11 protein-coding genes and 1 pseudogene are annotated in these 12,503 nt (G+C 69.3%); all 12 read left to right on the top strand.

Translation table 11 applies throughout. The features are described from left to right. Nucleotides 1–132 precede the first annotated feature (132 nt). Entirely contained in the window at nt 133–1,191 is a 1,059-nt protein-coding gene (locus NMB40_RS14050) for a pilus assembly protein PilM (RefSeq protein WP_038686523.1), read from the top strand. Continuing rightward, complete coding sequence (locus NMB40_RS14045) at nt 1,191–2,012, top strand: PilN domain-containing protein (protein ID WP_494358808.1); 822 nt, start codon at nt 1,191–1,193, stop codon at nt 2,010–2,012. Before NMB40_RS14050 ends, NMB40_RS14045 begins: the two co-directional genes overlap by 1 nt. After that, nucleotides 2,009–2,683 (top strand): type IV pilus inner membrane component PilO, encoded by a 675-nt coding sequence (locus NMB40_RS14040; protein WP_494358807.1) that lies wholly within the window; start codon nt 2,009–2,011, stop codon nt 2,681–2,683. Before NMB40_RS14045 ends, NMB40_RS14040 begins: the two co-directional genes overlap by 4 nt. 35 nt (nt 2,684–2,718) lie before the next feature. Further along, nucleotides 2,719–3,216, top strand: a complete 498-nt coding sequence (locus tag NMB40_RS14035; protein WP_237334367.1) for a pilus assembly protein PilP — start codon at nt 2,719–2,721, stop codon at nt 3,214–3,216. Between the two features lie 20 nt (nt 3,217–3,236). After that, on the top strand, nt 3,237–5,216 hold the full coding sequence (locus NMB40_RS14030; protein WP_494358806.1) for a type IV pilus secretin PilQ: 1,980 nt from the start codon (nt 3,237–3,239) through the stop codon (nt 5,214–5,216). Nucleotides 5,217–5,340: 124 nt separating this feature from the next. Continuing rightward, on the top strand, nt 5,341–5,610 hold the full coding sequence (locus tag NMB40_RS14025) for a YkgJ family cysteine cluster protein (RefSeq protein WP_494358805.1): 270 nt from the start codon (nt 5,341–5,343) through the stop codon (nt 5,608–5,610). A 92-nt stretch (nt 5,611–5,702) separates the two neighbouring features. After that, the gene (locus NMB40_RS14020; RefSeq protein ID WP_494358804.1) at nt 5,703–6,734 is read left to right on the top strand and encodes an AAA family ATPase; all 1,032 of its coding nucleotides are present in this window, start codon (nt 5,703–5,705) and stop codon (nt 6,732–6,734) included. A 7-nt stretch (nt 6,735–6,741) separates the two neighbouring features. After that, entirely contained in the window at nt 6,742–7,668 is a 927-nt protein-coding gene (locus NMB40_RS14015; protein WP_494358803.1) for a DUF58 domain-containing protein, read from the top strand. After that, nucleotides 7,665–8,126: a DUF4381 family protein gene (locus NMB40_RS14010; protein WP_494358802.1), complete on the top strand. Its 462-nt coding sequence runs from the start codon at nt 7,665–7,667 to the stop codon at nt 8,124–8,126. Before NMB40_RS14015 ends, NMB40_RS14010 begins: the two co-directional genes overlap by 4 nt. Then, a complete protein-coding gene (locus tag NMB40_RS14005) occupies nt 8,123–9,127 on the top strand; it encodes a vWA domain-containing protein (RefSeq protein WP_494358801.1) in 1,005 nt (334 codons plus the stop codon). Before NMB40_RS14010 ends, NMB40_RS14005 begins: the two co-directional genes overlap by 4 nt. Continuing rightward, entirely contained in the window at nt 9,124–10,839 is a 1,716-nt protein-coding gene (locus NMB40_RS14000) for a VWA domain-containing protein (protein ID WP_494358800.1), read from the top strand. Before NMB40_RS14005 ends, NMB40_RS14000 begins: the two co-directional genes overlap by 4 nt. Beyond that, nucleotides 10,836–12,484: pseudogene (locus NMB40_RS13995) on the top strand (BatD family protein). The gene NMB40_RS14000 and the pseudogene NMB40_RS13995 overlap by 4 nt, the downstream one beginning before the upstream one ends. Nucleotides 12,485–12,503 lie beyond the last annotated feature (19 nt).

Below are 12,503 nucleotides of genomic sequence, written 5' to 3'. Positions count from 1 at the left end.
ACCGTCAGGGGACGGGTGAAACGTGTCGTAAGTACACGTTTTGCACGTTGATGGTTGCGAATTGCAAAAAAAACGTTATTAATGCGCGGGCGCAAGTTTTGCGTCCAAGTGCCCGTCGGCAGGGGAGAAACCGTGGGGCTTATCCCAAAAAGCCAGTCGCCGCTTATTGGCGTCGACATCAGCTCGACTGCAGTAAAGCTCTTGCAGCTTTCCCGCAGTGGCAATCGTTTTCGCGTGGAACATTACGCTGTGGAACCACTACCGCCGAATGCGGTGGTGGAAAAGAACATCGTGGAAGTGGAGGCCGTGGGTGAGGCCATCCGCCGCGCGGTGAACCGTTCAGGTACCAAGGCCCGGCATGCCGCCGCGGCCGTGGCCGGCTCTGCGGTCATCACCAAGCTCATCCCGATGCCCGCTGATCTGGACGAGAACGACATGGAAGCCCAGGTCGAGCTCGAAGCGGTCAACTACATCCCGTACCCGATCGAGGAAGTGAACCTCGATTTCGAGGTGCTGGGCGCGATTCCCAACAACCCGGAAATGGTCCAGGTGCTGTTGGCGGCGTCGCGGTCGGAGAACGTGGAGCTGCGCCAATCGGCGCTGGAGCTTGGTGGCCTGACCGCCCGGGTGATGGACGTGGAGGCCTTCGCGGTCGAAAACGCCTTCGCGCTGGTGGCCAGTGAACTGCCGATCGCCAGCGATGGCGTGGTCGCGCTGGTCGACATCGGCGCCACCATGACCACCCTGAACGTACTCCGTGGCGGGCGCAGCCTGTACAGCCGCGAACAGGTGTTCGGTGGCAAGCAGCTCACCGACGAGGTCATGCGCCGCTACGGCCTGACCTACGAGGAAGCGGGCCTGGCCAAGCGCCAGGGTGGGCTGCCGGAAAGCTACGAGATGGAAGTGCTCGAGCCGTTCAAGGAAGCCACTGTCCAGCAGATCAGCCGCCTGCTGCAGTTCTTCTATGCAGGCAGTGAGTTCAACCGGGTCGACCACATCGTGCTGGCCGGCGGTTGCGCGGCGCTGGCCGGTCTTCCGGAGATGGTGGAGGAACAGCTGGGCGTGGCCACCGTGGTGGCCAATCCGCTGGCGCAGATGACGCTGGGTCCGAAGGTGCAGGCGCATGCCCTGGCCCAGGACGCCCCGGCGCTGATGATTGCCACCGGTCTGGCGCTGAGGAGCTTCGACTGATGGCAAGAATCAATCTATTGCCCTGGCGCGCCGAGCGGCGCAAGCAACGCCAGCGCGAGTTCATGACCATGCTGGGCTTTGCCGCCATCGCGGGCGTGGTGCTGTCGGCGCTGATCTGGTTCTACTACGACCGCCAGATCAGTGGCCAGGGGGACCGCAACGCGTTCCTGACGGCCGAGATCGCGCGGGTCAAGGAGCAGAACAAGGAAATCGACCGCCTCGATCGCCAGAAGGATCGCCTGCTGGCGCGCAAGAAGGTGATCGAACAGCTGCAGGCCAAGCGCTCGCAGATGGTGCACCTGTTCGACGCGCTCGTCCGGACCATCCCCGATGGGCTGGTGCTGACCGCGCTGAAGCAGGAAGGCGACATCCTGACGCTGGAAGGGCGCACCCAGTCCAACGCCCGGGTCAGCGCCTACATGCGCAACCTGGAGAGTTCAGGCTGGATGACCAAGCCGGAACTGTCGGTGATCGAAGCGCGCAAGCCGGAAGAAGAGAAGGACAAGCCGATCGGCCCCGTCTCCGACATCTCCGCGCTGCCGTACGTGTTCGTGGTCAAGGTGACGCTGCCGGCACAGAGCGAAGCCGTTGACGGTATCGCGCCGGATGGCAGCGTGGTGGCACCGGGTACAGACCCGAATGCCGCCCCCGCCGTGGCCCCGCTGGCACCGGCCCGGGCCGGAACCGCCGCACCGGCCACCACGCCGGCCCCGGTACCGGCTGCTGAGCCGGCCGCGCCGGCGCCGTCGGGCAGCCGCATCGTTCCCGCCCCGGCAACGCAACCGGCGGCGTCCAGCACGCCGCAGAAGGGGGCCGCATGAGCCAGAAGAAAGTCAACCTGAAGGACCTGGACTTCAACAACATCGGCAGTTGGCCGCAGCAGGCGAAGATCGTCTTCTGTGCGCTGCTGTCGCTGCTGATCGTGGTGCTGGCCTGGTTCGTGCTGATCAGCGGCAAGCGTGAAGAGCTCGACTCGCTGGAACGCACCGAAGCCTCGCTGCGCACCGATTTCGAGAGGGAGCAGGGCCGCGCGGTCAACCTGGAGCCGCTCAAGCAGCAGCTGGCCCAGATGGAGCAGGTGCTGCAGCAGATGCTGCGCCAGCTGCCGAGCAAGACCGAAATGCCGGACCTGATCATCGACATCTCGCAGACCGCGTTGTCCAGCGGCCTGGTCAACGAGCTGTTCCAGCCCGGTGAGGAAGTGCCCAAGGAGTTCTACGCTGAAAAGCCGATCGCCCTGCGCATGGTAGGCAGCTATCACCAGTTCGGTGCGTTCGTGAGCGGCGTCGCCTCGCTGCCGCGCGTGGTCATCCTGACCATGCACGACATCAACCTCAAGCCCAAGGACCCCAAGACCGGCATCACCGCGCGCAGCGGCGCGCTGGAGCTGTCGGGCACGGTCAAGACCTACCGTTACCTGGACGACGTGGAAATGGAAGCGCAGGAGAAAGCGGCCGCACAGGCAGCAGGCCCGAACGGAGGCAAGCCATGAACCTGGCCAGCACCGCACGGGTATGTGGCCTGCTGATGCTGGTCCTGTTGGCGGGCTGCGCACGCAGCATCTCCAGCACGCCCGGTGACGCGCCCAACCTGGAAAAGTGGGTCGCCGACGTGCGCGCCCGCCCGGCACCGCCGCTCGAACCACTGCCTGTCATGCAGCAGTTCGAGACCTTCGAGTACTCCGCGCAGGGGATGCGTGATCCGTTCACCGACGCCTGGGCCAACCCCCAGGCCGGTGGTTCGGGCCTGCGCCCGGATCCGAACCGCCGCAAGGAGCCGCTGGAAGCCTTCCCGCTGGACTCCCTGGACATGGTCGGTTCGATCGGCAAGGGCAGCGCACTGGTCGCGCTGGTGATGGCCCCGGACAAGGTCACCTATCGGGTGCGTCCGGCCGTCTACATGGGGCAGAGCGACGGCCGCGTGACCGGGGTCTTCGAAGACCGGATCGAACTGATTGAACTGGTGCCGGATGGCGCGGGCGGCTGGCTGGAACGGCCTGCATCGCTCGCGCTTGAAGATCAATGAATGATTATGGGGATAGCACGATGACCTTTTCCAACGCCATGCTGCAGCGTCCCGACCGGCGCCCGAAGCTGATCCACCTGTGCGCGCTGGGAGTCGCGCTCATGGTGGCCAATGGCACCTTGATGGCCGCCACGCCGGCAGCCGCCGCCACGACCCAGGGGGCCGGCGCCGCGCCGGCCGCCGCACCGGCTTCGCTGGCGGTGTCCAAGATCGACTTCAAGCGCGGTGAAGACGGCAGCGGCCGGCTGATCCTGCAGTTCGATGGAAAGGGCGCCAACCCGGACCTGCGCAGCCAGGGCAACAGCGTCGTGATCGACGTTGGCAACGCGACGCTGCCGGAAAACCTGCAGAAGTCGATCAACGTCGTCGACTTCGCCACGCCGGTGCAGCGCATCGATCCCAAGCCGTACGGCGGTGGCACCCAGCTGGTGCTGGACACCAACACGGCCTTCGAGTCGCTGGCCTACCAGACCGGCAACGAGTACGTGGTCGAGATCAGCCCGCGCAAGAGCGCCCCGGCCACCGGTGCGATCAACGCCACCACGGTGACCCAGGCGGCCACCGCGGTCGCGCAGCGTGGCTACAGCGGCAAGCCGGTGACCTTCAACTTCCAGGACGTGCCAGTGCGCACCGTGCTGCAGTTGATCGCCGAGGAGTCCAACCTGAACATCGTGGCCTCCGACACCGTCGAAGGCAACGTCACCCTGCGCCTGGTCAACGTGCCGTGGGACCAGGCACTGGACATCGTGCTGCGGGCCAAGGGCCTGGACAAGCGTCGTGACGGTGGCGTGGTGTGGGTTGCCCCGCAGCCGGAGCTGGCCAAGTTCGAGCAGGAGAAGGAAGACGCCCGCATCGCGATCGAGAACCGCCAGGACCTGGTCACCGATTACGTACAGATCAACTACCACAACGCCGCGCAGATCTTCAAAGCGCTGACCGAAGCCAAGGGCATCGGCGGCGGCAGTGGCGGTGGCGGTGGCGGTGGTTCCGGCAACAGTTCGCAGGAAGACAGCGGCTTCCTGTCCTCGCGTGGCCGCCTGGTGGCCGACGAGCGCACCAACACGCTGATGATCAGCGACATCCCGAAGAAGGTCGCGCGCATGCGCGAGCTCATCAACGTGATCGACCGCCCGGTCGACCAGGTGCTGATCGAAAGCCGCATCGTGATCGCCACCGACACCTTCGCGCGTGAGCTGGGCGCCAAGTTCGGCATCACCGGCAGCCGCGACAACGTGTACTTCAGTGGCAACACGACCACCAACCACAGCAACATCACCAGCGACGGCGAGAACGCGACCGAGTACCAGGAAGCGCTCAACGAATGGGCTGCCGGTGGCGGTACCGGTCCGATCCCGGTCCGTCCGCCGCGCCAGATCAACACCGGTGGCCTGAACTGGAACCTGCCGGTGGCCGCGGCCAGCAACCCGGGTTCGCTGGCACTGTCGATCCTCAACGCCGGCTACCTGCTGGACGTGGAGCTGTCGGCCATGCAGCAGGAATCGCGTGGTGAAGTGATTTCCAACCCGCGCGTGGTCACCACCAACCAGCGTGAAGCGGTGATCAAGCAGGGTAAGGAAATCGGCTACGTCACCATCACGGGCGGCACCGGCGGCCAGGCGGCCACCCCGAATGTGCAGTTCAAGGAAGTGCTGCTCGAGCTGAAGGTCACCCCGACCATCACCAACGACAACCGCGTGTTCCTGAACATGGCGGTCAAGAAGGATGAAGTCGAAAGCTACATCGTGCTGGAAGGCTACGGCCAGGTTCCCTCGATCAACCGCCGCGAAGTCAACACTGCCGTGCTGGTCGATGATGGCCAGACCGTGGTGATTGGCGGCGTGTACGAGTTCACCGACCGCAACAGCGTCAACAAGGTGCCGTTCCTGGGCGATGTTCCGTTCCTGGGCAACCTGTTCAAGAAGCGTAGCCGCAACAAGGACAAGGCCGAACTGCTGGTCTTTGTCACCCCGAAGGTGCTGCGCGTGGCCAAGACCAACTGAGTCGCTGATCCAGCAGGCGGTTGGTAACCAAGGATCCGGTGCCCGCAGGGGCGCCGGATTTTTTTTTGGGCCGTCCATCGGGAGCGGTTCAGGGCAGGGCAAGGGCGCCGCGCTATCCTGCCCCATGGCCCAGGCACACTGCTCCGGTTGCACCGCGCAATGCTGCCGGCTTACCGCCGTGCTGGCGCCGTCGGAGTGCGTCCCCTCGAACCTGACCACCGAGATTGCCGATGGCGTGCTGGCCATGGCCAAAAGCGCGGACGGCTGGTGCGTGGCGCTCGACCGGGACACCATGTCCTGCGGCATCTATGCCGAACGGCCGCAGGTCTGCAGGCGCTTTCAAATGGCCGGCCCGTACTGCAGCGCCATCTACGACGGCGCGGGGCGGGCGTAGGCGCGTTCAGGCAATCTTGATCCCGCTGCGCGGCCAGCCCTGCCATCATGTGCGCGGAACCTTACGCCTGTTGCGTGGGTCAGATGGACGCCATGAACCTGCCACCCCCCATGCCCGCAATCGACCCCACGCCCTTCGTTGACACCCCCGAACACGACCGCCTGCATGCCGGCTTCCGTGCGCTGCGCGACTCGCTCGCGGCCGAGATCGTCGGCCAGGATGCGCTGGTCGAGCGCCTGCTGACCGCACTGCTGGCCGATGGCCACCTGCTGGTGGAAGGCGCACCCGGGCTGGCCAAGACCACGGCCATCCGCGCGCTGGCTGCCCGCCTGGAGGCTGACTTCTCGCGGGTGCAGTTCACCCCGGACCTGTTGCCCGCCGACCTGACCGGCACCGAGATCTGGCGGCCGCAGGAAGGCCGCTTCGAATTCGTGCCCGGCCCGATCTTCCACCCCATCCTGCTGGCCGACGAGATCAACCGCGCCCCGGCCAAGGTGCAGTCGGCGCTGCTGGAGGCCATGGGCGAGCGCCAGGTCACCGTGGGCCGACATACCTATGCGCTGCCGGCGCTGTTCCTGGTGATGGCCACCCAGAACCCGATCGAGCAGGAGGGCACCTTCCCGTTGCCCGAAGCCCAGTTGGACCGGTTCCTGATGCACGTGCGGATCGGCTATCCCGATTCCAACGCCGAAGCCGAGATCCTGCGCCTGGCCCGCGAGCGCGCGCGGGATGCGCTCGGCACGCCCCCGGCAGCGCCCACCCGCATGCCGCTGGACGATGTGTTCGCCGCCCGCCGCTCGGTGCTGTCGCTGCACATGGCACCTGCCCTGGAGCGTTACCTGATTGAACTGGTGCTGGCCACCCGCGACCCGGGCCGCTATGACCCGGCGCTGGCAAAGCGCATCGCCTGGGGCGCCAGCCCGCGCGGCTCGATCGCGCTGGAGCGCTGCGCGCGTGCGCGCGCCTGGCTGGCCGGCCGCGACTTCGTGACCCCCGAGGACGTGCGCAGCGTCGCCCCCGACGTGCTGCGCCACCGCGTGCTGCCCAGCTATGAAGCCACGGCCGAAGGCTGGGATGGCGAGCGGCTGGTGGCCGAGCTGCTGGCCCGCATCCCGGTGCCTTGAGGTCGGCATGACTGCCCTGGATGACACTGCCGCCGATGCGCTGGCGGGCAACGGCGTGCAGCCGACCCTGGCCGAACTGGTCGCACTGCGGCGCAGCGCGCACCGGCTGGCCCCGGCGCGACGCGGGCGGCTGGCGCATGCCGGCCAAGCGCCGTCGCCGATGCGCGGGCGCGGCATGGAGTACGCAGAATCGCGCGAGTACGTCGCCGGCGATGACGCGCGGCACATCGACTGGCGGGTGACCGCCCGCACCGGGCGCGCACATACCAAACTGTTCCAGGCCGAACGCGAGCGCCAGACACTGCTGGTGGCCGACACCGACCCGGTGCTGTATTTCGGCACCCGGGTGCGCTTCAAGTCGGTGCAGGCCGCCCGCGTCGGTGCCGTCGCCGCGTGGCTGGCACAACGCCAGGGCGACCGCCTGTCCGCACTGCGCGGCAGTCGCAGCGAAGCGCCGATCCCACCGGCCGGCGGTACCCGGGGCGTGCTCCGCGTGCTGGATGCATTGACCCGCTGGTACGCCGCGCCGCCGCCCGATGACGCCGGCCTCGACCACGCACTGCAGCAGGCCGCGCGCGTGCTGCGCCCCGGTGCGCGCGTGGTGGTGCTGGCCGATCCCGCACGCGCGGCCGCCATCGACATTCCGCGCTGGACCGCGCTGGCCATGCACCATGAAGTACAGCTGATGCTGCTGGCCGATCCGCTGGAGCTGGCGCCGCCGGATGGCGTGCTGCCGTTCCTGTCGCAGGGCCGGCAGGTGGTGCTGGACCTGCACGACAGCGCCGTGCGCGAGCACTGGCACGCGCGCTTCGTCGAACCGCTGGAAACGCTGCAGCGCAGCCTCGGCGCCCGTCGCATCCAGGTGCACGTGGTCAGCACCGATGATGCCAGCGACTGCTGGCTGGGTCCGCTGCCGTCGGCGGTGGTCGCATGAGCGCGGCCACCTCGCTGCCGCTGCGCGACGTGCACCTGCCGCCCATCCCGTCCTGGTGGCCGTTGCCGCTGGGCTGGTGGCTGGTGCTGGCGGCGCTGGCGCTGGTCGTGCTGCTGGCCTGGGCATGGCGCGCGCATCGCCGGCGCCAGCAGCGCCGCTGGCTGCGGGTGTTCGACACCGCGGTGGATGCCGCGCCGGACGGCACTGCCCCGGTCGCCGCGATGGCCGAGCTGCTGCGCCGCGCCGCGCGCCGCCGCCAAGCGGGTGCGGAACTGCTGCAGGGCCAGGCCTGGCTGGAATTCCTCGATGCCCCCGGCAGCCATGCCTTCTCAGACGGCGAAGGGCGCCTGCTGCTGGACGGGGGCTACCGTCGCCGCCTCGACGCTGCCGACGTGCAGCGCGTGCGCGACCTCGCGCGCGCACGCTTCCTTGAGCTGATCAGCAGGCGCGGCCGATGATTCCGGGCCTGTCCTCCGTGCTGCCGTGGCTGGATGCGCTGGCGTGGCCGTGGGCGCTGCTGGCATTGCCGCTTCCGTGGCTGATGCGCTGGTGGCCGCGCCGCAACGCAGCCGCTCCCGCCCTGCGCGTCCCCTATGCCGCCGGTGCGCTGGCCGAACTCGGCCAGGCCCGTGGTGCGGCCGGTTGGCGGATCGGCCGGCTGCTGCTGTGGCTGGCCTGGGCCTGCCTGTGCGTGGCCATGGCCCGGCCGCAGCAGCTCGGCGAACCGGTCACCCCGCCGCAGCAGGGCCGGCAGATGATGCTCGCGGTGGACGTCTCCGGCAGCATGAGCGAACCGGACATGATGCTGGGCAACCAGGTCGTACAGCGTCTGTCCGCGGCAAAGGCAGTGCTGGCCGACTTCCTCGACCGCCGTGCCGGTGATCGGGTGGGGCTGCTCATCTTCGGCGAACGTGCTTACACGCTGACGCCGATCACCGCCGACCTCACCACGGTGCGCAACCAGCTCACCGACAGCGAAGTCGGCCTGGCTGGCCGCGACACCGCCATCGGCGATGCCATCGCGCTGGCGGTCAAGCGCCTGCGCGAACAGCCCGAGGGCCAGCGCGTGCTGATCCTGCTGACCGACGGCGTCAGCAACGCCGGCGTGCTGCAGCCGCTGCGCGCGGCCGAACTGGCCAAGGCCGAAGGCGTGCGCGTGTATCCGGTGGCGTTCGGCGGCGACGGCGGCATGAGCCTGTTCGGCGTGCAGATCGCTGCTGGCGACGACCCGGTGGACGAAGCCACGCTGCGCCGCATTGCCGACCTCACCGGCGGCCGCGCGTTCCGCGCGCGCAACACCGACGAACTGGCCGGCATCTATGCCGAACTGGACCGGCTGGAGCCGATCACCGCCGCAGGCGCGGCGGTACGTCCTTATATCGAACGGTATGCATGGCCGCTGGCGCTGGCCATGCTGCTGGGTGGACTGGGCTGGCTGCTGCCGAGGCGCTGGGCATGACGACCCTCATCAACCACGTGCATCTCGCGCGCCCGGCGCTGCTCTGGGCGCTGGCCGCGCTGCCGCTGATCGCACTGCTCTGGACCTGGCGTCGCCGCCGCGGCAGCGTCTGGCGCCAGAACGTGGATGCGCACCTGTTGCCGCACCTGCTGGTGGCCGGCGGGCGCCGCGCCTGGAGCGGCCTGGCGCTGCTGCTGGTGGGCTGGACACTGGCCGTGGTGGCCCTGGCCGGCCCGGGCTGGCGACAACTGCCGCAGCCGCTGTGGCAGGCACCGGCGCCGCTGGTGGTGGCGCTGGATCTGTCCTCGCGCACCACCGCCACCGACCTGCCGCCGTCGCGCCTGCTGCAGGCGCGGGCCAAGCTGGCCACGCTGCTGCGCGAGCGCAGCGGCGGTGAAGTGGCATTGCTGGCCTACGCCGACGATGCGTTCACCGTTGCACCGTTGACCGGCGATGCTGCCAACGTGGCGCTGTACCTGGATGCGCTGGCCCCGGACGTGATGCCACGCGACGGCCAACGCGCCGACCGTGCCATCGAAGCGGCGGTGCTGTTGCTGCAGCAGTCCGGCGCCAAGGGCGGCGACATCCTGCTGCTGACCGACCGTGCCGATGATGCCGCGCGTGCTGCGGCCGCTGCCGCCAAGGCGCAGAACATCCACGTCTCGGTACTCGGGCTGGGTACCGCAGCCGGTGCGGCATACCGCAGCGGCGATGGCCAGATCGCGCGCGCCCAACTGGAGCCGGACACCCTGCGCGCGGTGGCCGATGCCGGCGGTGGTCGTTACGCGGCGGTGGCGGACGATGAAGGTGATCTCAAATCACTCGGCGTATTGACGCCGCGCGCCAGCACCGGCGGCCAGGAAAGCCGCGAAGGCGAAGGCCTGGCCTGGCGCGATGAAGGCTTCTGGCTGCTGCCGCCGTTGATGCTGCTCTCGCTGTGGGCCTTCCGTCGCCGTGGCGTGGCGGCCGTGGCCCTGGTCTGCGTGATGCTGCCGCTGGCCATGCCCGCCCCGGCACATGCCGCCGAACGCAACTGGTGGCAGCGCGCGGACCAGCGCGACCAGCAGCGCGTGGCCGACGGGGTGGATGCCTACCGGCGCGGCGATTTCCAGGCGGCGCAACAGCAGTTCGAAGGCGTGAACGACGCCGAGGCCCGCTACAACCTCGGCAATGCGCTGGCCCGGCAGGGCCAGTACGACGCCGCGATCGCCGCCTACGACCAGGCGCTGGCCCTGCGCCCGGGCATGCCCGATGCCGTGGCCAACCGTGCCGCCGTGGATGCCGCGCGCAAGCGCAAGCCGCCACCGGGGGGCGGGCAGCAACAGCAGCAACCACAGCAGAAGCAGTCGCAGCATTCCCAGCAACAACAGCAACAACAGAAGCAGGACCCTTCTGGAAAGGGCGAGCAGGGCCAGCCCAAGCCGGGGCAGGGCACGCCACCGCAGGACCCGGAGGCGGGCAAGCCCGATCCGGCCGAACAGGCGCGCGCCGATGCGGCGCAGCGCGAACGCATGCGCCAGGCGTTGGAGAAACAACAGGCTGGCGGCGGCAAGACCCCGGCGCAGCGCCGCGAGTCAAACGAAACGCCGCAGCAGCGCGAGCAGCGCCAGGCGGTTGAAGCGTGGATGCGGCGGGTGCCCGATGAACCGGGCAACCTGCTGCGGCAGAAATTCCAACTGGAAAGCGAACGCAGGAAACGGGACGGACAATGAGCGCAGCACCCTCCACGCGACGTTGGTGGCGCGCCTGCGGCTGGCTGCTGCTGGGCGTGAGCAGCCTGGCCCAGGCCCAGCCCCGCGCGTGGCTGGACCGCGATGCGATCAGCGACACCGACACGGTCACGCTCAACATCGAGACCGATGCCGGCGCGCCGGATTACGCGCCGCTGCAGGCCGATTTCGAGCTCAGCGGCCAGACCAGCAGCCGCCAGGTGCAGTGGAGCCAGGGCGCGATGCAGTCGCGTTCGTTGTACGGCGTGGCGCTCAGCCCCCGGCGCAGTGGCGTGCTGACCATTCCCGCCCTGCAGGTGGGCGCGGCGCGGACCACGCCGTTGCGTTTGACCGTGTCCGCCAGTGCTGCCGCGACGCCCGCCGTGCCCGGCAACGCCACGGCGTTCGTCGAAATGGAGGTCGACGACGACAGCCCCTACGTGCAGCAGAGCGTGGGCGTGGTGGTGCGCCTCTACTACGCCTCCCAGCTGCTCTCGGGCGAACTGGGCGTGGATGCGCCGGAAGGCGCCTCGATGCAGCGTGTCGGCGAGGATCGCAGCCTGGTCCGCGAGATCAACGGGCGGCGCTACAACCTGGTCGAGCGCCGCTACCTGCTGATTCCCGAACGCAGCGGGCCGCTGCTGCTGCCCGGCGCGCGCTTCAACGGCCGCAGCGCAGGCGGCTTCTTCGATGACCTGTTCGGTGGCGATGGCCGGCTGCGCGCCAACGCGCCCGATCGCACCCTGCAGGTGCAGGCACAACCCGACGCCGCACCGCAGCCATGGCTGCCGCTGCACGACCTGCGCCTGCGCTACACCGCCGCGCCCACCCGCGCCCGCGCCGGCGAGGCGGTCACGGTGGTGGTGGAGGCGGTGGCCGACGGCGCCACCCGCGCGCAGTTCCCCGAACTGCCGCCGCTGGATGCCGGCCCGGGTGCGCAGGTGTTCGCCGAGCCGCCGCAGTACGACGAAACCTTCAACGGCAGCACCCCGCGCCTGACCCTCACCCGTCGCTATTCGGTGGTGCCGCGCCAGCCCGGCACGCTGGTGATTCCCGGCCCGCGCATGGCCTGGTGGGATGTGCGTGGCAGCCAGGCGCGCACCGCCACGCTGCCCGACCTCAGCCTGGCCGTGGCCGCCGGCGCCCCGGGCACGGTGCCCCCGCCGACCGCGCTGGATACCACCTCGCCGTTGCCCGGGACCACCGCCACGCCGTCCGACGCCGTCACCGTGGCGGCAGCGGCCAGCCGCCCCTGGGGCTGCTGACCCTGGCGTGGGCCTGGCGCCGTCGTCGGCACGCTGCTGCGCCCAGCACATCCCGCGCGGTGGGGCCCGTCGCCTCCTCGCAGGTGCCGTCACGCGGCGAGCTGCGCCGCGCGCTGGACCACGAGGGGCTGGACGAGATCGTCGCGCTGCTGGGCAGGATGGGCGGCGTGCATGGCCTGGATGCCGTGCTGGCACGGCTGGTCGACCCGGCCCAACACCAGGCCCTGCGCGACCTGCAGGCCGCGCGCTGGAGCCGCGACGGCGGCGATGCGACCCAGGCGCGACAGGCGCTGCGCCGCGCCTTCCATGACGGACCGCACTGGCAGCCGGCGCAGACCTCAGAAAATACTGGCCTGGCGCCGCTCTATCCTTCGGGACGCTGAGTGGCCGCCGGGCCGGGTG

The organism is Stenotrophomonas sp. FBCC-B152, assembly GCF_059134105.1.
Note: the sequence above shows the minus strand (reverse complement) of the source record. Positions and strands in the feature narration are given on the sequence as shown.

Coding starts and splice junctions, on each gene's coding strand:
- NMB40_RS14030 (WP_494358806.1), top strand. CDS start 3,237: ATGACCTTTTCCAACGCCATGCTGCAGCGTCCCGACCGGCGCCCGAAG.
- NMB40_RS14000 (WP_494358800.1), top strand. CDS start 9,124: ATGACGACCCTCATCAACCACGTGCATCTCGCGCGCCCGGCGCTGCTC.
- NMB40_RS14025 (WP_494358805.1), top strand. CDS start 5,341: ATGGCCCAGGCACACTGCTCCGGTTGCACCGCGCAATGCTGCCGGCTT.
- NMB40_RS14040 (WP_494358807.1), top strand. CDS start 2,009: ATGAGCCAGAAGAAAGTCAACCTGAAGGACCTGGACTTCAACAACATC.
- NMB40_RS14045 (WP_494358808.1), top strand. CDS start 1,191: ATGGCAAGAATCAATCTATTGCCCTGGCGCGCCGAGCGGCGCAAGCAA.
- NMB40_RS14010 (WP_494358802.1), top strand. CDS start 7,665: ATGAGCGCGGCCACCTCGCTGCCGCTGCGCGACGTGCACCTGCCGCCC.
- NMB40_RS14035 (WP_237334367.1), top strand. CDS start 2,719: ATGCTGGTCCTGTTGGCGGGCTGCGCACGCAGCATCTCCAGCACGCCC.
- NMB40_RS14005 (WP_494358801.1), top strand. CDS start 8,123: ATGATTCCGGGCCTGTCCTCCGTGCTGCCGTGGCTGGATGCGCTGGCG.
- NMB40_RS14020 (WP_494358804.1), top strand. CDS start 5,703: ATGAACCTGCCACCCCCCATGCCCGCAATCGACCCCACGCCCTTCGTT.
- NMB40_RS14015 (WP_494358803.1), top strand. CDS start 6,742: ATGACTGCCCTGGATGACACTGCCGCCGATGCGCTGGCGGGCAACGGC.